The sequence below is a fragment of the Pustulibacterium marinum genome (genome assembly GCF_900116665.1).
In the GTDB taxonomy this organism is placed as follows: domain Bacteria; phylum Bacteroidota; class Bacteroidia; order Flavobacteriales; family Flavobacteriaceae; genus Pustulibacterium; species Pustulibacterium marinum.
The window spans coordinates 104841-128463 of the sequence record NZ_FPBK01000009.1; the positions used below are offsets into that span (position 1 = coordinate 104841).

Sequence of the window (23623 nt, forward strand, 5' to 3'; positions counted from 1 at the left end):
TCGTTTGTTTGTATTTATTGTACTGAAAATTTATACGTCGTTTTGGTTTCATATTTCTCTCCCGGGTTTAAAACCGTAGAAGGAAATTCCGGTTGATTTGGCGAATCTGGATAGTGTTGTGTTTCTAAACACAAACCAGAACGTTGCTCATACATACCACCTGTTTTGCTTTTGTGGGTTCCGTCAAGGAAATTTCCACTGTAAAATTGAATTCCAGGTTGATCTGTATAAATTTCCATCAATCTTCCAGATGCTTTATGATGTAGCGATCCTACTTTTCTGAAACCCTTGTCTTGATCATTTAAAACCCAGTTATGATCGTATCCCATTCCGCGTTTCAGCTGTTCATCATCTACTTTAATATCTTTTCCTATTTCTTTTGGAGACGTAAAATCGAACGGAGTTCCTTCAACTTTTGTAATCTCTCCTGTTGGAATTAATGTTTCATCTACAGGCGTCATTCCGTCTGCATCTAGCATCAATTCATGATCTAAAATAGTATTGAATTTACCGGATAGGTTAAAATAAGAATGTTGTGTTAGGTTTACCACAGTTTTTTTGTCTGTTTCTGCTTCATAACCAATCTCTAACTCATTATCATCAGTTAAAGTATACGTTATCGTTGTAGTTAATTTCCCTGGGTAACCTTCTTCTCCATCTTCTGCAGTGTAGTGAAATTTGATGGTTGGTTCAGCAGCTCCATCAACAGGTTCTGCAGTCCAAACTCTTTTATCAAATCCTTTACCGCCGTGTAAACTATTTGGACCATCGTTTACGGTTAGTTGGTATTCTTCTCCGTCTAAAGAAAATTGGCCTTTAGCGATACGGTTACCATATCTTCCAATAGCAGCACCGAAGAAATATGGATTTCCATTAAAATATTCTTCTGGTGTTGTGTAGCCTAATACTACGTTTTCGTACTCTCCGTCTTTGTTTGGAGCTGTTAAAGAAGTAATAATTGCACCATAGTTGATTACGCTCATTTGCATTCCATTCTTGTTTGTTAGAATGTACTCACTAATTTTAGCTCCTTCAGGAGTTGTAGCGTACTCAGCTTTGGTAATAGGAAGCCCCACCGATTCTTCTTGAACCGTTGGAGCTTCTTGTTTTTTACTAGATTCTTTACAACTTACATTGGAAAATAGAAAACCAAAACATAAAAGGTATACACCTAGTTTCAAAGTTTTCATAATGTTAATTGGTTTAAGTTTATCTATAGAACTTATCGTTCCAGCGTAATGTATTTTTGAAATCAGATAGCTTAGTATCTTCATCGATCACAAGATATTCAATTCCGGCTATTTCAGCAAAATCTTCTAACTGTTCTGCTGTAACATTTTCGCTATAACAAGTATGGTGTGCTCCACCGGCTAAAATCCAAGCGGTACAACCAATTTCGAAATTTGGAAGTGGTTCCCACATAACGCGTGCTACTGGTAAGTTTGGCATTTCTTCGGTAACTTCTTCACCTTTAGTTTTGTTTACTAACAGTCTAAAATGGTTACCAAAATCCATTAAAGCAGCGTTTAAAGAATCGCCCGCTCTACCGTTAAATACCAGACGAACAGGATCTTCTTTACCACCAATTCCTAACGGATGCACTTCACAAGATGGTTGTTCTGCAGCCAAACATGGATCTACTTCTAACATGTGCGAACCTAAAACTCTAGGGGCAGCAGGATCTAAATGATAGGTATAGTCTTCCATAAAAGCATTACCACCTTCTAAACCGTGTCCCATAACTTTCATTGCACGTACTAAAGCAGCCGTTTTCCAGTCACCTTCTCCTGCAAATCCGTATCCTTTTTCCATTAAACGCTGAACAGCGATTCCTGGTAATTGTTTCATTCCGTAAAGGTCTTCAAAAGTATCACTGAAACCTTTGAAACCTCCATCTACTAAGAACTTCTCTAAACCAATTTCGATACGAGCTGCATCTACTAGTGATTGTCTTTTAGCTCCACCTTCTAGAAGGTCTTCAGTCATTTTATAAGAAGCTTCGTATTCTTTGATCAAATCAGCTACTTGTTCATCGGTAACCGCATCAATTAAAGCTACCAAATCTCCGATACCGTAAGAGTTTACAGAGAAACCAAATTTAGTTTCAGCCTCTACTTTGTCTCCGTCAGTAACAGCTACAAAACGCATGTTGTCACCAAAACGAGCAAATTTAGCACCTTGCCAATCATCCCAACCTAAAGCAACACGTGTCCAAGCTCCAATTTTTTGTTGCACAGCTTCTTGAGCCCAGTGACCAACAACTACTTTACGGTTTTTGCGTAAACGACTTACCATAAAACCAAATTCACGGTCACCGTGAGCAGCTTGGTTCAGGTTCATAAAGTCCATATCCATAGTTCCCCATGGAATATCTTGGTTGTATTGTGTATGTAAGTGTAATAATGGTTTTTGTAATGCTGATAAACCTCTGATCCACATTTTTGCAGGAGAGAATGTATGCATCCAAGTGATTACTCCGATACAGTTTTTTTCATGATTTGCCGCAACTAATGTTTCATAAATTTCTTCAGTAGTTTTTACAGTTGGTTTGAAAACCACTTTTACCGGAATATGGCTAGAAGCATCTAATGCATTTGCAATTTCTGTAGAATGTTCTGCTACTTGAGCAAGTGTTTCTGGCCCGTATAAGTGCTGGCTACCTGTGATAAACCACACTTCTTTTGAACTAATATCGATCATTTTAAATATCTGTTTGTTTTATTGTTAATTCTGACCGTAATACGCATCTTTTCCATGCTTACGATCGTAATGTTTTTTAATCAATGAATCTTTTAATCTTGGTGCTTGCGGATTAATTTGGCGTGTTAAATAGGCCATTTCTGCAATGGTTTCTAATACTTTGGAGTTGTAAACGGCTTTTGCAGCATTTTTCCCCCAAGTAAAAGGACCATGATTTCCTAGCAAGACCATTTCAACTTCTTCATAAGAAAGTCCTTTTTCTTTGAAACAGTCTAAAATTTGAATTCCAGTATTGTGCTCATAATTTCCTTCAATAAGATCATCACTCATTGGTGGTGCACAAGGAATATCGGCTGTTAAGTGATCGGCATGTGTAGTACCAAAGATTGGAATATCTAATTGTGACTGTGCCCAAGCACATGAAAATGTAGCATGCGTATGTGAGATTCCACCAATTTTTTCCCAATTCTTATACAAATATGCATGCGTTTTGGTGTCTGAAGACGGACGCATGGTGCCTTCGATAATATTGTTATCGTAATCTAAGATTACAATATCTTCTGGCTTTAATATTTCGTAAGGAACACCACTTGGTTTGATGGCAAAAACACCATTTGCTCTGTCCACAGCACTTACGTTACCAAAGGTATACACAACCAGCTTTAAAGCATCTAGTTGCATGTTCGCTTCGTAACATTCTCTTTTCAGCTCTTTATACTTGGAACTCATATTTATTTGCTTTTGTAGCAGCCTCAATAAATTCTGCTAATTGTTTGTATTCGTTAAGATACGCTTTGTACTCTTCTACTTGTTTCGCTTTAGGGAAATATTCTGCTTCAAAATCACTTCCTAAAACTTTACTAGCTTCAATTACATTTGGATAAATACCCGCAGCAACTGCAGCATAAATAGCCGCTCCTAATGCTGGTGCTTGGTCTGATGAAGCTACTTTAATTGGCATGTCTAAAACATTTGCCAAGGTTTGCATAATGAATGGCGATTTTCTTGCCACACCACCAATACCAATTACGGTGTTGATCTTTACACCTTCTGATTCAAAACGATCTACAATCATTTTAGAACCAAAACAGATGGCATTTACCAATGCTTTGAAAATATGTGGTGCTTTGGTACCCAAAGAAATCCCTTTCATAGCACTTTTCAATTCCTGATTAGCATCGGGCGTTCTTCTACCGTTCACCCAGTCAAGTGCTGTAGGAACTGCTTCGCTCATAGGAATACCTTCTGCCTGTGCAGCTAATGTTCTGATAAAATTGTCATTTACCTCAGCAACTAACTCTTCTTTTTGTTTTTCTGAAAGGATAGAAGACGTTAAAACCAAATTGTCTATTGGCCAAGATAATACATCTTTAAACCAAGCCAACACATCTCCAAAACCAGACTGACCAGCTTCTAAACCAACCATTCCCGGAATTACAGAACCGTCTACCTGACCACAAATTCCTTTCACACAAGTATCTCCCAATTCATCATAAGAAGAAACCATGATATCACAAGTTGAAGTACCCATAACACGTACCAAAGCATGCTCGTCTACTTTTGCGCCGATAGCACCAGAGTGCGCATCAAATGTACCTACTGCAATAACTGTATTGGTTGTTAGCCCTAATTTAGCTGCCCATTCTTCGTTCAAATTACCAGCAACTTGGTCTGATGTAAATGTTTCAGTATATAAATTTTCTCTTAAAGAGGCTAAATACGGATCTAGTTTACCTAGAAAATCTTCTGATGGTAAACCATCCCAGCTTTCATGCCACATAGATTTGTGACCTGCAGCACAACGGCTTCTTTTAAACGTATCTAAATCTTTATGATCTGCTAAAATATAGGTCATAATATCACAATGCTCCATCCAAGTATACGCAGCGTTTTTAACAGCCTCATCTTCTCTTGCAATGTGTAATATTTTTGCCCAGAACCATTCCGAAGAATAAATTCCACCTTCATATTTAGTGAAATCTTCACCACCCCAATTGGCAGCAAGCTCATTGATTTCGTTTGCTTCTTTAATAGATGTGTGATCTTTCCACAAGATCATCATAGCATTTGGGTTTTCTTTAAAACCATCTACCAATGCCAGCGGCGTACCGTCTTTGGTTACAGGAACCGGAGATGATCCTGTTGTATCTATACAAATACCTACAACGCTTTCGGGATCTACTTCACTTGAAGATACTACAGACTTAATAGTATTTTCTAATCCTTCGATATGATCTAAAGGATGTTGACGAAATTGATTGATACCCGGATTGCAATATAATTTTTCTTTCCATCTTTGATACCAATGTACTTCTGAAGCCAATTCTGCTCCAGTTTCGGTATCAATTAAAACAGCTCTTACAGAATCTGACCCGTAGTCTAATCCAATTACATATTTTTTCATCTGTGTAGACATTTTAGTTTTTACTTACTTTACAAATATAGCATTCTCTTTTTAATAAATGTATTTTTTACACTTATTATTTTTTAATAATATTCAAAAACGGGTCTTCCGCCTTTATCAAACTTAACTTCCATCATTCTGGCATGACGGTTAGGGTCATATAAAGGATCTGCTTTTATTTCATCCAACGGTCTTGTATCCGATGCTGGAACCACGGAAGGATCTCCTACAGCTTTTTCATAATCTCTTGCATGGTAAATCATTAATGGGTTTCCATTTTCATCTACAGTAAACGAATTGTGCCCAGGGCCATAAATACCTTTCGATTCATTAGTTTTTAAAACCGGATATCTAGATTTTGTCCAAGAATTTCTGTCTAGTAAGTCAGCATCTGCGTCTGCTTCCATCATTCCCATGCTGTAGCAAGAACCTGTTGCGCTTGCTGAAAAAGTAATGAAAATTTTTCCATCATTCTTAATTACTGCCGGACCTTCATTTACCCAAAAACCTATACGCTCCCAATCGTAATCTGGTGTCGTAAGCATGAACTGAACAGTTTTAAGTTTTATTGGCGATTCCATCTCAGCTAAATACAAGTTTGAAGCTGCAAATTGTCCACCAGTTTTTTCGGCCCAACAGAAATAGCGTTTACCGTTATGGTCGAAAACAGTTCCGTCTAAAGAAAAGTCAGTAAAACTCATCGGATCTTTATCTGCGGCTTGCATTTGTCCTAATTCAATCCATTCATCATTCAAAGGGTCTTGACCAGAACATTCAATGACATAGGGTCTCAATTTCCAAATATCGCTTTCTTCACTTCCTGCAAAATACACATACCATTTACCATCTAAGTAATGAATTTCTGGAGCCCAAATATGGCGACTCATTGGTCCACTTTCGTGTTTTTCCCAAACTCTAAATGGCTTGGCTTCTTGCAACTCTTCAATTGTTTTTGCACGTCTTATCTCAATGGCGTCATACGTAGGAACCGAACCGGTAAAATAGTAATATCCGTCAGTATGTCTGTAAATAAACGGATCTGCTCGTTGCAGTACAATGGGATCATTGGTAAGATTTGAGGCTACTTCCGTAGTCGTCTTAGCCACCTCTTCTTTTGGCTTTTCCTCCTGCACTTTTGTTTCGGTACATGAAGAAACACCCGCCAGAATAATAGCGGAAAGTGCTAAATGTTTGAATCTGTTTGTTTTCATATTGTGTTTGTTTGCTTTATTATTCTATTCCATAGGAGAAACAGTTGGCCAACCATCCTTCCATTGGATTTCTTTGATTGTTAATACCGGTGCTGCATTGCGCTTGGCATCATACGCATGAAAAATTAGATAATCCTTTCCTTCAAAAGCATACGTACTATTGTGTCCTGCTCCATACCAGTTTTTATTTCCTTCAATAACCAAAGTTCCTCCGCCTTGGAAAAGTGATTTTCCATCTTTGTCAAGATAAGGTCCGGTTACATTTTCAGAACGTCCCACGACTACTTTGTATGTGCTGTTTTCACCACGGCAACATAAATCCCATGATAAAAACAAATAGTAATATTGATCCTTTTTGAATATAAATGGTGCTTCTAATGCTGCATCTCCAGGATCGGAATCTTGCAACTCAAAACTACGCTCTCTGCGCGCTACGGTATGCCATTCTTGCGGTTCTGCAATTGATAATAAATCTGAATTCAGTTTTACCAATTTCAAACCGTCCCAAAAAGAACCAAAGGTTAACCAAGGTATATTGTTTTCGTCGAAAATTAAATTCGGGTCAATTGCATTCCACAAATCTCTATTGGGTTGTGATTGAATAACAATTCCATGATCTATCCAGTTAAAATCTGAGCTATTTGGATCTAAGGTTTTATTGGTAGCTACGCCAATTGCTGAAGTATTTTTAGCGAAGGCTGAAACCGAATAATACAAGTAATATTGACCGTTATGATACGATACATCTGGTGCCCAAATATGTCCTTCAAAATTTGGTACCACTTTATCTGTCCATTCTGGAATTTCACTAAAAACAGGTTCTAGTTTTTTCCAGTTTTGCATATCTGTTGATGAAAAAGCCGAAATACCCTTTCCCGTACAAAACAGGTAGTAAATGCCATCCTCTTCAATCATCACAGGATCGTGCACAAAAGTATCATTGGCTGGCAGCGGTTTCTGGGAAAACACACTGCCAACAATGAAACACAAACAAACAAATATATACGCTCTTTTACTCATGGTTTTATTTTTGGATTCCTTCGGAAGTCATAATCACACGCTTCATGCTTCCGTCTTCGTTGTATTCTAATTTATCAATACAAACCGAACGTCTGAAACTACCTCCGTTGGTATTTATTCCACCATTATGATAGATGAAATAATCTTTGCCTTTAAACTCAATAATTGCTTGATGATTGGTATTTGAGTTTCCGGCAATTTCATTTAAAATTCCTTTGTATTCCCATGGTCCAGTTACTGATTGCTCATAGCATACTTGATTTTTTCTGGAAACTCAGACGCGTATGATAAGTAATACCAATCCCCTTTTTTATGGATCCATGGTGCTTCTGTAAATTGAGGCAAATCGATGGTGTGAATTGGTCCATCTAGCTCAATCATATTCTCTTTCAGTTTTGCATATTTACACACTGTATTTCCCCAGAACAAATATGCTTGTCCGTCATCATCTATAATCACAGACGGATCGATATCATCCCAAGAAATTCCGGTTTGCGTAGTCATATCATTGGTAACAATTGCTTTTCCGATAGCATCTTTAAATGGCCCAACTGGAGAATCTGCTACCGCCACACCAATAGCTTTTCCAGGATGTGAATCATCGTGTTCCACGGTTATATACCAATAGAATTTACCGTTACGTTCTATTACCTGTGCTGCCCAAGCATCACCTTTAGCCCAAGAAAAATCTGTTGGTTTTAAGGGTACCGGATGCTCTTGCCAGTCTACCATATTGGTTGATGAATATACCAACCATTCATTCATTCTGTAAAAATTGAAATCATTTGGCGCTTCATCATGGCCAGCGTATAAATACACTGTATCATCATAAACATACGCAGCAGGATCAGCCGTAAATTTATCTTTAATAATAGGATTGTTTATAGCTAGCTCTTTTACTACTTTGCTCTCTGTAGAAGAAGTTTCTACCTCGGTTTTTTCCTGCTTTACTTGTTCATTGCAGCCTACTAGGGCTAAAGCTAATAAGCTATGTGAAATTATTTTTTTCATGTGTTGTTTTTAATTATGATTTGAGTTTACCCCAAATTGGTTTTCCTTCCGGAGTAAAACCGGAATAGGTTAAAGTTAATTTTCGGGGAGAAGCTTCCCAATCCCAAGAATTGAACACTTTACACTCGTTACCATCAATCAATAACGTATTTGTATCTTCATTAAAAGACCAATTACCGGATGCTCCACCAGAAACCGCTCCACCGCTAGTTAAGAAAAGTGTGGTAGAAGTCTGCATGGTTTGATATTGATAATTCATGATAATTTGTTCCCAAGTTCCTGCGATATCTTCAGCCGAAATAGCATCATCTGGTACGGCAGCGTATCTTTCTGGAGAAATTACTGGCCAACCATCAGAAGTCCATTCTATTTCACGTACATGTCCCATCATTACCGCATTGGATACATTGATTCCCGGAACGTCAACAGGTAATCTTGCTTGTGAAGCATAATACCAATCTCCGGTTACGTCATCCTGAAATACAGAGCAGTGGGAAAAACCAACCCATCCTGTATGATCATTAAATTGATATGGGTGTGTAAGCATTGGCCAACATTCTGCACCTTCTGTAACGTTTCCACCATCAATTCCATAATAGGGTCCTGTAATGGATGTAGCACGCGCAACTCTTGTATTATAGGCAACGGAAAGTTCATCATACGCTAAAAACAAATAGTAGTAACCAGTTTCTTCATTATAAATGATTTCTGGTCCTTCCAAAGCTTGCCATCTGTTTGTATTGATGTTTCCTCTTCCTGCGATTCGGGTTCCGTAATCTTCTAAAGAATTTAATTGATATGGTTTTCCTGTTACAGGATCCAACTGTACAGCTGCGATCCCAGTATGCCAAGACCCATACACTAACCATTCTTCACTTCCGGAAGAAATAACAGTAGGATCAATAGCATTAAACTGAAAATAAGCACTCCAATCTCCATTTCCTGTTCGGGTATAAGATTCCAATCCGTCTGGTTCAGAACAGATCACCATTCCCTTATCTTCCCATTGATTGCTTGCTAAATCTGTAGTTTCGGCCAGACCAATAAAAGCTCTTTCTGTCCAAGAAGTATTGGTATCATCTCCTACAATAGGATTGGTAACCACTACAGAATAGTACAAACGATACACTCCATTGTATTCATGAATGTACGGAGCCCAATGCCCGTATGTTGGAGTTTCTATAGGATCTAACTCCATTTCAGCTCGCTTGTTGTTTAAAGTATCTTTGATCCAAGTAGGTGTTTCACTAAATGCTGCACCTTGGTATTCCCAGTTCACTAAATCTGTAGACCTTCTGTAAGGAAAATGTCCATGTCCGTCATGTGCATTTCCATAAGATGCATCTGTTTGATACATGTAATAGTAATCACCTTGTTTTGTTACCGAAGGATCATGCACATTGGCTAAATTCCATTGTGATCGGTATGCCCAACTAGAAATTCCGGTGTAATTATCTGCATACGTAGGGCCATCAAAAGTAACCTCGGAACCACCTCCACCCGTTCCCGGATCGTCATCATCTGTTACTGGGTCTTCGTCTTTTGTACAGCTAACACTTAGCAGACCTGCGCAAAAAATTAACGCAATATTTTTCCAAAATCTTCTTTTCGTCGTCTTCATACCTATCCTATTATTTGAAATTCTATTTTATTTACCTTCTAAAACCACTACCGAAAATGGAGGTAATGTTACTGTGATAATTCCCTTTTTAAGTTTGAAATCTTCAAACTCCTTTGGTGCAATTGCTTCCGGATTATCAAAAGAATTATAATTCTGAAGTTTTGCTGATGTTAATGCTTCGCCTGTGAACTTTTTCACATTTAATCCTTCTACATTTATTGACACTTCCACAGCTTCTTTTGAATTGATGTTTACTAATGAAATATGGGTTTTACCCTCTTTTTCCGAAGCTGAAACAGAAACTGCCGGTAATTTTTCACCATTAAAGATGTAATCTGGCGCGGTTAATTTTACTGGAAGTAACGTGGCATCTTGATGCACGTTGTACATTTTCATAACGTGGTACGTTGGTGTAAGCAACATTTTTTCACCTTCGGTTAAAATTACAGCTTGCAAAACGTTTACTGTTTGCGCCAAGTTTGCCATGCGAACTCTATCTGCATGATTGTTGAAAATGTTTAACGTAATCCCGGCAATCATTGCATCTCTCATGGTATTTTGTTGGTACAAAAATCCAGGGTTTGTTCCGTCCATAACATCATACCATCCGCCCCATTCATCTACTACTAATGCTACTTTTCCACGCGGATCATATTTATCCATAATGGCAACGTGTTTGGTAACCAGCTCTTCCATTTTCATGGCTGTTTGCATGGTTGAAAAATATTGCGCTTCGTTAAAATCTACGGAAGATCCTTTTTCATTCCACTCAACATAAGAGTATGAATGTAAAGCAACTCCTTCGATCAAGTTTTTTGGAATATCTCTCATTAAAACCTCGGTCCAATGATAATCATCCACATTAGCACCTGAAGCAATTCGGAATAAATTTTTCTCATTATCCCAGGATGTCATAAAAGTTGCATATCGTTTGTACAGATTTGCATAATATTCTGGAGTCATGTTTCCTCCACAACCCCACATTTCATTACCAACTCCCCAATATTTAACTCCCCATGGAGTTTCTCTACCATATTTTTTACGTAAATCTGCCATTGGACTTGGCCCAATATGATTTACATACTGAAGCCAATCTGCAAATTCTTTAACCGTACCACTACCAACATTTGCTGCCAAATATGGCTCGGTGTCTAGTTCTTCACAAAGATTCAGGAAATCGTGTGTCCCAAAGCTATTATCTTCGGTAACGCCACCCCACCAAGTATTTACAATAGTTGGCCTGTCTTCTTTAGGACCAATACCATCTTTCCAATGGTAGGTGTCTGCAAAACATCCTCCAGGCCAGCGCAGATTAGGAATCTTAAGTTCTTTCAAGGCTTTGATAATATCTTTACGAACTCCGTTCTTATTAGGAATGGCACTGGTGTCACCTACATAAAAACCATCATAAATACATCGTCCTAAATGCTCGGCAAAGTGGCCGTAGATGTGTTTACTAATGGTTGGTGCATCTGTAGATTTTTCAATAGTAACGTATGACTTTTGCTGAGCAAAAGCTACGCCCGAAAAAGACAACGCAGATAGCGTAAGTACTTTTAAAGTTTTGCTTACTTTGTTTATCATTTTAATATTTGTTATAAAACGGCTATAACAAAAGTGCCATAGCCGTTTGTATTGATACTCTTAGTTTGAAGAGTTTGGAGACAAGTTTGAATTTACATCCAATTCTACTTGCGGAATTGGCAAGTACTCGTTACCCTCGGTCCATGTATCGAACTCACTATCATGAGCTCTTAACTCTTCTAGTTTTTCACTATCATATAACCATCCCCATCTTTGGATATCAAAGAATCTGATACCTTCTACAGCAAGCTCTAAAGCTCTTTCGTGTGCTAACTGCTCTCTCATTTCTGCTTGAGTCATGTTAGGCATTTCTGTAGCCAAGTCTGGTAAATTAGCTCTGTCTCTTACCTCTTGAATATAAGGGTATGCAGCGTTAGTGTTTCCTAACTCATTTAATGCTTCTGCATATAATAATAATACTTCTGCATAGCGCATTACTCTATAGTTAATTGTAGAAGCCCCTAAAATACCATCACTTTCTATAGTATATCCAGGAATTCTAGCATAGGTATATTTACCAATGTAAATTTCGTCTGTAGACAATACTCCAGATTCCCATGGATTGGTTTCAAAAATAGTATTGCTTCTACCGTCTGTATAAGTATCGTATTCTTCTTCGTAAGAAACAATGGTAGTATACATTCTAGGGTCTAAGGTACCATCTACACATCTTTCTTGTTGGTATTCTTCATAGATCCATTCAGAAATATCTAAATCTGTATAGCCACCGAATGCTCCAATTCCGTAGTTAAAGTTGATAGCACAACCTTGTCTCCAGTTACTTGTAGAAGCTCCTACCCAGTTACCATCTGTACCAAAGTTACCGAACTGAATTTCGAATAATGACTCAGAATTATTTTCATTATTCATGGTAAAGTTATCTGCATAATCTGGCACTAAACTGTACACACCTGACTCTATTACTTCACCTAATACTTCTTCTGCATCTGACCATTTTTCCTGGAACATGTACACTTTACCTAAAAGTCCTGTTGCAGCTCCCCAGGTTGCACGACCTAATTGGCCATTATCGGCACCTGAAACACCTACATAGGTTTCTGGCAACAACTCTTTAGCATTTAATAAATCTGATTCAATTTGAGCCCAGGTTTCCTCTGGGGTAGCGGTTTCTGGGTAATATTCGTCTCTAGATAATGCAGGTTCTAACACTAAAGGCACTTGCTCGTAATTATTAATTAACGTAAAATATGCCAAAGCTCTAAGAAAATACGCTTGCCCTACTTGTCTATCTTTATAATCCTGATCTTCAAACTCAATCTCAGGAGCATAATATAAAACCGAATTAGCCTTATCAATTAAATCATAAAAATCTCTCCATGGCCATTGTAATACATCATAGTCTGCCTGTACAGTAAACTTTGCTGTTAATGGATAAATGGTCCAAGGTGAAGCAGAAGTTATATCATCTCCACGCCCATCTTGCAAAGAAGGTAAGGTTCTCATATAAGCACCATCTCTTAACAAACGGTTATAGATACCTGTAACACCATCTGCTAAATCTTCTTCTGTTTGCCAATATTGGTCTGAACCAATTTGGTTTTGGTTTACTTGCTCTAGGTCTTTTTCACAAGAAAAAGAGAAAGCAGCTGTTAACCCTATTAATATATATTTTGAAATTTTCATTTGTCTGCTTTTTTAAAATCCTAAATTAACTCCTAACATAAACGTACGTGCAACTGGATACGACCCTGCATCGTAACCTGGGCTATAAGCATCTCCATTACTGTATGCCGGGTTATACCCTTTATACTTTGTAAAAGTGTATAGGTTTTGACCTGTTATATAAACTCTAGCAGAACTAAACACTTTTTTGATCATTTCTTCTTCAAAGTTATAACCAATAGAAACAGTAGCCAATCTTAAGTAGTTACCATTCTGTAACCATCCTGGTCTGTTTGAGTTTCTATCGTTACCATTGTCATCTGCCCATTTTACAATAGGAATATTAGTATTTGTGTTATCTGGTGTCCAGCTATTCAAAATATCTTCGTGCCAGTTAGCCAACCCTGCTGTGTGCATGGTAGATCTGTACACATTACTATTAATTAATAATCCTGAAGCTCCTGTTGCAAAAATGGTAAAATCCCAGTTTTTGTAGTAAGCGCCAATATTAAATCCGTAGGTAAAATCAGCAAGTCCACTTCCTAATTCTGTTCTATCGTTAGAATCGATGGTTCCATCATTATTTAAATCTTTAAACTTGATATCACCGGGAACTGCTCCATCTTGAGCTGCATGCGCATCAATCTCACCTTGATTTTGGAAAATTCCTTCATAAACATACCCATAATGCATACCTACTTCTTGCCCTTCACGAGTAATACTACCTGTTCCATAAATAGGGCTTCCGTTTTCTCCTAATTTAATGACCTTATTTTTTAAGGTAGTAATGTTAGCAGAAATATCAAATCTTAAATCGTCATTTACCATTGCATGGTATGTAGATGACAATTCAAAACCACTATTTTCTAAGGTACCTGCATTGGTTGTAATACTTGTGTTAACAGAACCTACAGTATAAGGAACAGTAACACCCACCAAAATATCTGTACTACGAGAATTGTAATATTCCGCAGAAAAATCTAAGGTATTGTTAAACATGGTAGCATCTAACCCAATGTTTACAATGCGCTTAGTTTCCCACTTAATGTTTTCGTCGACCTTATCATCTTGTGCTGCACCATACTCTACCCCTGCAGTAGAAGAACTACTGCCTCCAAAGTTATACACCGTAGATCTGTTTATATAGGATGAGTATCCATACTCACCTATATTTTCATTTCCTAATTTACCCCAGCTCGCTCTTAGCTTTAACTGGTTGAAAGTATCTTCATTTAAGTTCAAGAAATCTTCGTTATGTAATTTCCAAGCTACTGCCAAAGAAGGGAAGTTACCAAAACGGTTATCACTACCAAATCTTGAAGAACCATCACGTCTGATGGTTGCTGTGAACGAGTATCTGTCACTATAATCATAGTTAAATCGTGCTAAAAAAGACATTAAAGTATGGTGAGACTCGTAGCTACTACCAGACAACTCTTCACCTGCTGAAATTTCTTTGATGTAAGGCTCTGAAAATCCTTGAGCAGAAGCAGCAGTGGTATAATAGTCGTTCCTTTGGAACATATATCCTCCTAACACATCAAACTTATGTTCTCCTATTTCGGTTTTATAATTTACTGTGTTTTCTATTAACTGATCAGTATAAATTCTATCTCCCTCATTTAATTTAGCTACTGTATTGGTATAGAAGTTACTAAAGTAAAACTCTGGTACCCAGTTAAAATCGTGTGCATGAATTTTGTTATAAGAAAGGTTTAACTTGTAAGTTAAACTACTATCATCATTCAAGTTTAATGCATCACCAAGGTTCACTTCTGTCCAGCCATTGGCTAAAATTCTGTTTACCTCCACGTTTTGCTCCATCATATTATTAACTGCAATAATATTTAGGGAGTAACTTTGGCCTTGTGTATCTAAATCATACGTACCCCAACCGTTTTCGGTTGTATTATCGCGAAGTTTCATGGTAGGAATCAATTGTAATAATTTAACTACCATAGGAGGATTCCCCCCAGCAAAACTTCCGTTATCTGTACTGTTCAATGAATTTTGATTGGTATGCGTATAGGTAAGTGATGTACCTATTTTAAAGATCCCTTTTTCAAAAGTATTATTTGCTTTTACAGAATATCTTGTATAATCTGGTCCCATACCTTCTAAAGTACCTTTTCTATCAAAATAGTCTAAAGAGTAGTTATAGGTATTATTGGTACCACCACCAGAGAAGTTTAAGTTATGGTCTTGCCTAATTCCCATTTTATAACCGGCATCTTGCCAATCTGTATCTACGTCATCAATGTAATACTCAGAGTTAGGATCATTAGCAGGATAAATAGCAGAATCACTATTTGTCATTACTAAGTTTGCCATTTCTTGGTATTGAGATCTCCCTAATACCGGAATTCTTTGGTATACATCATCTACACCATAGTATCCCTTATAGTCAATTTTCAAAGGCATTTCTTTTCTACCTTGCTTAGTGGTAATAATTACAACCCCGTTAGCTGCTCTAGAACCATAGATAGCCGCGGCAGAAGCATCTTTTAATACCTGAATAGACTCAATGTCGCTTGGTGAAAAGTCTCTAATAGAAGTACCTACCGGTACCCCATCAATAACGTACAAAGGAGAAGCGTCTCCAAAGGTAGATACCCCACGAATTCTAATCGTAGGATCGGCACCTGGCTGACCATCGGCCGTTACATTGATCCCTGTCACTTTACCTTGCAACATAGAGCCTACGTTAGAGTTAGATACTTTTTTCATTTCATCTACATCTACTACGGCAACAGAACCTGTTAAATCAGATTTTTTTCTGGTACCATACCCAACAACTACTACATCTTCCAACGTTGTAGCGTCTAATTTTAAAACTACGTTAATTGTAGTTTGATTTTCTACTGTGATTTCTTGTGTTTGAAACCCTACGAAAGAGTATTCCAAAACATCACCACTTTCTACACTTAGCGTATAGTTTCCATCAAAATCTGTAGAGGTTCCAGAGGATGTTCCCTGAATCATAATACTGGCGCCTGGTAAGGGCATTCCATCTTCTTCGGAAGTAATGGTTCCTGTAACCTCAATCGTTTGCGCTTGAACTGCAAGAACAGATACAAACGCAAAAATCACACCTAAGAGCCTCTTATTTTGTAGGCTCTTAAATGTGATTCCCAATAAGCTGGTTATTGCGATCATAATAAATAAATTTGATTAGCTTAATAAATGTGTTTTTTACACTTCCAAAGTAATTAAACATTTTCTAATAAAACAAATATTTTTTACAAAATATTAACTTTTGGTTTTTGAGAATTGTTAATATGGCAATAGATAGTCCATTACACTATCTACAACGTTATAACACACCTATAATTTAATTTTCAAAGGTCACTTAATTCGTCCTTATGATAAAGAAGCAAGCCATTAGGCTTGCTTCGATATAAAAAACACATTACCTAATCAATATAATTATTGATAGATTCCTCTCTAATCCTAGTATCCAGGATTTTGTTCTATATTGTTTGGATTGGAGTCTACTTCTAACTGTGGAATAGGGAAAAATTCTCTTCCTGCAACGTATGATTGTAACTCATCGTCTCTGTCTGCTAACCAAGCCAATTTAGCACTGTCTTGTAACCAACCCCATCTTCTAATATCATCGAATCTGTGACCTTCTAAAGCAAACTCCAAATAACGCTCATGCCCTATTTGTTCTCTCATTTCTGCTTGAGACATGCCAGGCATTGTAGTTGAAAGATCTGGAAGGTTTACACGATCTCTAACCATTTGAATGTAAGTGTATACATCTGAGGTTTGACCCAATTCATTTAAACACTCAGCATACATTAATAATACATCAGCATAGCGCATTAATCTTTCATTGATACCAGAACGCCAGTCAAATTCATTTACCATTGTTTCTGTATTTTGATATTTTTTACAGAACAAATCATTTAAATCTGATGGGCTACCCGCATAAAACGTTGCAAAATCTTGTCCGTAAATGGTCATTCCACCATCTTTATTATAGGCAATTGTTGCATCTAATCTTGGATCTACTTCTCCATCAACTGTTAATTCTTCTTGGAATTCATTGAACAATGTCCATGTTGGTTGTACATCTGTCCAACCAAATCCTCTTGGAGCATAGGTAATAGCTCTTGCAGATGTTTTACCCCAAGATGCAAGTGGTGCTCCACCCCAACCTAAAGCAACTCCACCAACTTCACGATCAAACTGAACTTCAAAAATAGATTCTGAATTGTTCTCATTTGCTTCTGTAAAATTATCTGCATAATTAGCTACCAAGGCATATTCACCCGAGTTAATTACTTGTTCAAAAGCTGTTTTTGCTGATTGATAATCATAGGTAAATAAATAAGCCTTACCCAAATAACCATAAGCAGCTCCTTTAGTTGCTCTACCTTTTGAATTACCGTCTGCACCAGAAATTCCATCGTACGACCATGGTAATAAATCTACTGCCATTTGCATATCGGACATTACTTGTGCCCATCCTTCTTCTTGAGTTGACTGTGGGTAGTATAAATTCTCTGTATCTAGAGGTAGCGGAACGTTTTTAAACATATTTACTAAGTGGAAAAAGTATAGTCCTCTTAAAAAATACGCTTGTCCCAGGATACGATCTTTCAATGCTGTATCTTCAAACTCAATGTTTGGTACATTTGCCAAAACCTGATTACAACGATACACACCCTGATAGTAAGTTTCAAAAGCCCATCCATAGATAGCAGCATTAGATACGCTACTATTAAATCTACCTACATTGTACATAGCATCCCATGGACTATAACTTCTGGCATCATCACTTTTAAGATCTAGTAAAAGTGGTGTACTTCTCATGTACGTACCATCTGTTAATAAGCTACTATATGCTGCATTGATACCCAAAAGAGCATCTTCATCGTTTTGCCAAAAAGAGGCTTCTGTTTCAAAATTTGGGTTTACTTGATTTAGATCTTCCTCTAAAACACAGCTTACCGAAACTGTTGCTAACGCAATTGTACAAGCAACTAATTTTATATTTTTAAATACCATTTTCTTTCGTTTTTAAATTTGATTAAAATGCTACTTCTACTCCAAGATAGAATGTTCTTGGGTTAGGGAAAGATCCTAAATCATATCCTTTAGAGAAGATTCCTGCACCTTTAAAATCTGGATCATATCCTTTGTAACCACTAAGAGTCACCACATTTTGCCCACTTACATATACTCGTGCATTTGAAAGTGCAGCAGTTTCTTTCATAGGAATTGTATATCCTAACTGAATATTTTGAAGTCTGATATAACTTGCATCTTCCACAAATCTGTCTGAATCTCTAGAGTTTGCATTTGGATCTCCAATTACTGGTGCCGGAATATTGGTATTCGTATTATCTGGAGTCCAGTAGTTCATAATATCTGTGTGATGGTTGGTATATTGACCAATCATTAAATTTCTATAAGATGCATTGAAAGCACTATGACCTGCAGCTCCTTGCCAAAAGAATGAGAAATCCCAATTTTTGTACTGACTGCTAAAGTTGAATCCGTAAGTGATTTTTGGAATTGATCTTCCTAAGAATACACGGTCATCATCTGTAATTTGTCCGTCACCATTTACATCTCTAAACTTCACGTCACCAGGAGATGCATTTTGCTGGAATGGAGAAGAAGCAACATCATTTGCATCTTGGAAAATTCCTTCCATTTGATATCCAAATAATTCCCCAACAGATCTTCCTACTTCTGTTTTTGAAGCAGCACCATAAATTGGAGTATTGTCAGCTCCGATACTTAAAACTTCGTTGTTTACGGTTGCTGCATTGGCTGTAATGTTATAACTAAAGTCTTCACTTGAAGCATCGCTATAGCTTAAGATAAATTCTACCCCATCATTTTTAACAGCTGCTGCATTTGTCGTGATACTCGCAGGAACGGAACCTGTAGAATATGGAAGCGGAACTTGCGCTAAAAGGTCTGTTGATTTCTTTTGGAAATATTCTGTAGTCAACTTCAATTTATTGTTGAAGAATTCAAACTCTGCTGCAATGTTGGTAGTTTCTGTATCTTCCCATTTGATGTCTGGATCTAGCAAAGTAACTACCGTAGTACCGTTTGCCAATTCAGTTTGCCCAGTAGAAGTATTGAAGAACAAGTAACTTGCAAAAGGATTTACTGTTGGAGAATACGCGTATGAACCAACTGTATTGTTACCTAACTGACCATACCCACCACGAACTTTGAATACATTCCACCATTCTGGAAGTGTAAAATCATTATGTATTTTCCAAGCTCCTGAGAAAGAGAAATAGCTACCTGTGTTGTTTTGCTCAGCAAATAATGATGATTTATCCTGACGGAAATTAGCTGTTAAGAAATAACGATCATCATAGCTATAGTTTACTCTAGAAAGTAATGAAGAAGTTGTAACAGTTTCTTCAAACTCGCTTGCTGCAAAATCGTCTGCATATTCTATATGTGAAATTTCGCCATAGTCAAAACCAGTTCCGTTTGAAAAATTATTTTTTCTATAGTTTTTCTGCTGAATCCAACCTGCTAAAACATCTAAATTATGCTTCTCTTTGAAAGTTGTTTTATAGGTAAGCAAATTGTTTACCAATGTTTGCGTTTCATAACCACTGTTTAAATTTAACAATGCTTCTTCTGGTGTATTAATGTAATACCACCCCAATTCACTTGGTGGATTGAAATATTTGTCAAAATAAGAAAGTTGATCTCCACTCACACTTAAGCGGTAACTTAATCCTTTCAAGATTTCATATTCTCCCCAGATATTTCCTAAGAATCTATTTCTTCTTGTGTTGTTCTCAATTAAATTATTGAATCCAATAACGTTTAAGGTTATAGCACGTTGTGTAGCTTGGTAAGAACCACCATAACCACCTAACCAGTTGTCGTCATAAACCGGCATTGTTGGAATAGCTCCTAAAAGATCTGCTACAGAAGAAGTTCCTGCTAAATATTCATTAAAAATCTCTTTATCAGATTTTGTATACGCTAATTTAGCTCCATACTTAAACTTCCCTTTAGAACCTGTAAGGTTTAAGTTTGTAGACAAACGCTCATACATCTGTGGTGTTACAAAGTATCCAGAATCTTTAAAATAATCCAAGTTTAAACTATAGGTCATAGCCTCTGCTCCTCCACTTAATGTTAAAGAGTGATTTTGCTGAATTCCTGTTTCGTAGAACTCATCTTGCCAGTCGGTATCCACGTCATTAATATAGTCTGCACTCTCAGGATAGTTACCTGTTGCAATAGCAATACTATATCCTCTATCAATAGCATTTTGCTCTGCAGTTCTCACTACCTCTTGATACTGAGATCTATTAGTCAATGATAATTTTTTAGGTACAGACTCAAAACCTACTAACGACTTGTAACGTACACGTAGTTCACCTGCTTTACCTTTTTTGGTAGTAATAATAACTACCCCATTTGCTCCACGAACACCATAAATAGCTGCCGAAGAAGCATCTTTTAAAACCTGCATCGATTCAATTTCACCAGGGGCAAAATCAAAAGGATCATCCACAATAACACCATCTACCACAAATAGTGGGTTGTTATTAGTAAAAGAGGTTAACCCTCGAATGTTGATACTCACAAAACCTCCTGGTTCACCTGAAGATTGAACCGTAACACCTGGAGCTTGCCCTTGAAGCATCTTTGCAACATCATATGTTACCGTCTTTTTAGCTTCATCTGCATCAACTACCGCTACGGCACCTGTTAAATCAGATTTTCTTTGAGTACCATACCCAATTACAACTACATCGTCCAACGCTGTAGCGTCTATTTTCAAAGCTACGTTTAATGTAGTTTGATCTCCTGCAGTGATTTCAGTATTTTGAAACCCTACATATGAATACACTAAAATTGCACCTTTTTCTGCTGAAATAGTGTAGTTCCCGTCAAAATCTGTAGACGTTCCAATAGAAGTTCCTTTGACCATTACACTTGCTCCAGGAAGTGGAGAACCATCTTCGGATGATGTAATAGTACCTGAATACTCCAACGTTTGCGCGTTTGCGGCAAATAATGTTGTCGCAAAGAAAACAAAACCTAGCACCCACTTATTCTGAAGTAGGCAGCTGTTTGTTACTCCCAATAACCTAGCTATTGCGATCATAATAAATTAAAATTTGATTAGCTTAATAAATGTATCAATTACACTTTCAAAAGAATTAAGAAATTTTTAATAAAACAAGTTTTTTTTTAGTTTTTTTTAGCTATTACAGATTTTTATTACGATATATTCATTATTTAAGAAAATATTTACACTACAACGTTTTATAAAAAAATTCATTTTCGTTGGAAGATATTTACCTTTGTATTATATTGCTACTTTCAAATTAAGTGTATGATTAACAGTTACCAAGACGGCGATAAGTTTACATTGGCCGTGGATTGTATTATTTTCGGGTTTGATAATGAGAAATTGAAAATCCTTCTTATCAAGAGAGATTTTGAACCTGAAAAGGGAAAATGGTCTCTTATGGGAGGTTTTTTGCGCAAAGAGGAAAATTTAGACGAGGCCGCAGATAGAGTACTTCAACATTTAACCGGGCTAGATAATGTATATCTTGAGCAACTTCACGCCTACAGTGCTGTAGACAGAGATCCGCTTGAAAGAACTGTTTCCGTTTCCTATTACGCACTTATCAATGCTTCTACAACTCCAGAAATTAATGATGATGGCGAGCAGTATGCAGCGCATTGGTTTAATATTGACGAAGCTCCAGAACTTATCTTTGACCATAATGCTATGGTAAGGCATGCAATGAACAGACTTAGGTACCGAGCATTAACCAAACCTATTGGTTTTGAATTGCTTCCAGAAAAATTCACCATGCGCCAATTACAATCCTTATATGAAGCTATTCTTGGAGAAAAACTAGACAAACGCAACTTTATCAATAAAATCAATGGTCTTGATATTCTGCACAAACTAGATGAAAAGGACATGAATTCTTCCAGAAAGGGTTCTTTCTTATATATGTTTGATGAACTTAAATATAATGCAAAAGTATCGGAAGGGTTTATATTTAAACTATAATTCTCTTAAGAAAACAATAACAGAATAGATAAGGCGGTTTCCTAGAAATCGCCTTATTTTACGGGCAAAATTTAAATAAAATGAGTTTAGAAAATAAAGTAGTTTATATTACAGGAGGAACTAAAGGTATTGGCTATGGTGTTGCCAAAAAATTGTTAGATGCCGGAATGCGCATTGCTATAAGTGGTAGAAATCTGGAAACTGCAGAAAAAGCTGCAAAAGAGCTAGGAGACTCTTCTAAAGTTCTTGGACTCTCTTCTGATGTGAGCAAATTGGCAGATGAAGAAGCTGCAATAGCAAAAATCATTGAAAAATTTGGTCAGCTAGATGTGGTCTTGGCAAATGCCGGAGTAGGTAATTTTGCTCCTATTGATGAAATGACGGAAGAAGCTTGGCACCAAATGATTAATACCAATTTAAATGGTGTTTTTCATACCTTAAAAGCATCTGTAGAAGCGCTGAAAAAATCTAAAGGGTATTATATCACATTAGCAAGTTTGGCCGGAACCAATTTCTTTGCTAACGGTGCAGGCTATAATGCATCAAAATTTGGTGTAGTTGGTTTTTCGCAAGCTGCTATGCTAGATCTTAGAAAGTATGATATTAAAGTTTCTACCATTATGCCGGGTTCTGTGACCTCCCATTTTAATGATCACGAACCATCAGAAGCCGATGCTTGGAAAATTCAGCCGGAAGATATTGGTCAGATTGTAGAAGATCTGCTAAAAATGCATCCACGTACATTACCAAGTAAAATTGAGGTTCGCCCTACAAGACCAGACAAAAAATAGTATTTTTGCCGTCAAATAGCCTATCATAATGAGTGTACTCGAAAAAAGATTAAAAGATCGCAGTAATAGCAAATGCGAATTATGTGGAAACGAGCACGATTTAAGTGTGTACAACGTTCCGCCTCAAGAGGAAGAAAGTCTAGATAATAGCATTCTTGCTTGTAAAACCTGTATTACGCAAATAGAAGATCCTGAAACCACCGATGCGAATCATTGGCGTTGCCTAAATGATAGTATGTGGAGCGAACATTTACCAGTACAAATAGTTGCTTGGAGAATGTTAAGCAGATTAAGAGCAGAAGGTTGGCCACAAGATTTGCTAGATATGATGTATCTTGACGAGGAATCACTGGAGTGGGCAAAAGCTACAGGAGAAGCAGACGACGATGAAGATAAAATTGTTCACAAAGACAGCAATGGTAATATTTTACAAGACGGAGATTCGGTAGTACTTATCAAAGACCTTGATGTAAAAGGAGCCAACTTCACAGCCAAACGCGGAACGCCTGTTCATCGTATTTCATTGGTTTGGGACAACGCCGAACAAATTGAAGGTCGCGTAGAAAATCAACATATAGTTATCCTCACGCAATACGTGAAGAAGACAAAATAACTTAA

Annotated in this window: 16 protein-coding genes; 3 read left to right on the forward strand and 13 right to left on the reverse strand. The window is 37.2% G+C overall.

All coding sequences use genetic code 11. From position 1 onward, the window contains the following. Nucleotides 1-14 precede the first annotated feature (14 nt). The 13 genes from BM383_RS12435 to BM383_RS12495 all read right to left on the reverse strand — a co-directional run bounded on the left by BM383_RS12435 (nt 15) and on the right by BM383_RS12495 (nt 21287). Nucleotides 15-1190 (reverse strand): aldose epimerase family protein, encoded by a 1176-nt coding sequence (locus BM383_RS12435; protein ID WP_093025512.1) that lies wholly within the window; start codon nt 1188-1190, stop codon nt 15-17. A 19-nt stretch (nt 1191-1209) separates the two neighbouring features. After that, complete coding sequence (araA, locus tag BM383_RS12440) at nt 1210-2700, reverse strand: L-arabinose isomerase (RefSeq protein ID WP_093025468.1); 1491 nt, start codon at nt 2698-2700, stop codon at nt 1210-1212. A gap of 24 nt (nt 2701-2724) precedes the next feature. Further along, nucleotides 2725-3429, reverse strand: coding sequence for an L-ribulose-5-phosphate 4-epimerase (locus tag BM383_RS12445; protein WP_093025469.1), 705 nt, complete (start codon nt 3427-3429; stop codon nt 2725-2727). Then, nucleotides 3413-5104, reverse strand: a complete 1692-nt coding sequence (locus BM383_RS12450; protein ID WP_093025513.1) for a ribulokinase — start codon at nt 5102-5104, stop codon at nt 3413-3415. Before BM383_RS12450 ends, BM383_RS12445 begins: the two co-directional genes overlap by 17 nt. An 83-nt stretch (nt 5105-5187) precedes the next feature. Beyond that, nucleotides 5188-6315, reverse strand: a complete 1128-nt coding sequence (locus tag BM383_RS12455) for a glycoside hydrolase family 43 protein (RefSeq protein ID WP_093025470.1) — start codon at nt 6313-6315, stop codon at nt 5188-5190. A gap of 24 nt (nt 6316-6339) precedes the next feature. Next, the gene (locus tag BM383_RS12460; RefSeq protein ID WP_093025471.1) at nt 6340-7335 is read right to left on the reverse strand and encodes an arabinan endo-1,5-alpha-L-arabinosidase; all 996 of its coding nucleotides are present in this window, start codon (nt 7333-7335) and stop codon (nt 6340-6342) included. A 234-nt stretch (nt 7336-7569) separates the two neighbouring features. Beyond that, the gene (locus BM383_RS12465; RefSeq protein WP_317040081.1) at nt 7570-8346 is read right to left on the reverse strand and encodes a family 43 glycosylhydrolase; all 777 of its coding nucleotides are present in this window, start codon (nt 8344-8346) and stop codon (nt 7570-7572) included. Nucleotides 8347-8359: 13 nt separating this feature from the next. Further along, complete coding sequence (locus BM383_RS12470) at nt 8360-9967, reverse strand: arabinan endo-1,5-alpha-L-arabinosidase (protein WP_093025472.1); 1608 nt, start codon at nt 9965-9967, stop codon at nt 8360-8362. A gap of 27 nt (nt 9968-9994) precedes the next feature. Further along, a complete protein-coding gene (locus BM383_RS12475) occupies nt 9995-11551 on the reverse strand; it encodes an alpha-N-arabinofuranosidase (RefSeq protein WP_093025473.1) in 1557 nt (518 codons plus the stop codon). A 60-nt stretch (nt 11552-11611) separates the two neighbouring features. Next, a complete protein-coding gene (locus tag BM383_RS12480; RefSeq protein WP_093025474.1) occupies nt 11612-13195 on the reverse strand; it encodes a RagB/SusD family nutrient uptake outer membrane protein in 1584 nt (527 codons plus the stop codon). Between the two features lie 12 nt (nt 13196-13207). Beyond that, the gene (locus BM383_RS12485; protein WP_093025475.1) at nt 13208-16330 is read right to left on the reverse strand and encodes a SusC/RagA family TonB-linked outer membrane protein; all 3123 of its coding nucleotides are present in this window, start codon (nt 16328-16330) and stop codon (nt 13208-13210) included. A gap of 294 nt (nt 16331-16624) precedes the next feature. Beyond that, the gene (locus BM383_RS12490; protein ID WP_093025476.1) at nt 16625-18190 is read right to left on the reverse strand and encodes a RagB/SusD family nutrient uptake outer membrane protein; all 1566 of its coding nucleotides are present in this window, start codon (nt 18188-18190) and stop codon (nt 16625-16627) included. Between the two features lie 22 nt (nt 18191-18212). Then, nucleotides 18213-21287 (reverse strand): SusC/RagA family TonB-linked outer membrane protein, encoded by a 3075-nt coding sequence (locus tag BM383_RS12495; RefSeq protein ID WP_093025477.1) that lies wholly within the window; start codon nt 21285-21287, stop codon nt 18213-18215. Between the two features lie 231 nt (nt 21288-21518). Here BM383_RS12495 and BM383_RS12500 point away from each other — a divergent pair, with 231 nt between their 5' ends. The 3 genes from BM383_RS12500 (at nt 21519) to BM383_RS12510 (ending at nt 23618) form a co-directional block, all read left to right on the forward strand. Next, on the forward strand, nt 21519-22214 hold the full coding sequence (locus tag BM383_RS12500; RefSeq protein WP_093025478.1) for an NUDIX hydrolase: 696 nt from the start codon (nt 21519-21521) through the stop codon (nt 22212-22214). An 80-nt stretch (nt 22215-22294) separates the two neighbouring features. Then, entirely contained in the window at nt 22295-23005 is a 711-nt protein-coding gene (locus BM383_RS12505; protein ID WP_093025479.1) for an SDR family oxidoreductase, read from the forward strand. A gap of 28 nt (nt 23006-23033) precedes the next feature. Beyond that, a complete protein-coding gene (locus BM383_RS12510; protein ID WP_093025480.1) occupies nt 23034-23618 on the forward strand; it encodes a PhnA domain-containing protein in 585 nt (194 codons plus the stop codon). Nucleotides 23619-23623 lie beyond the last annotated feature (5 nt).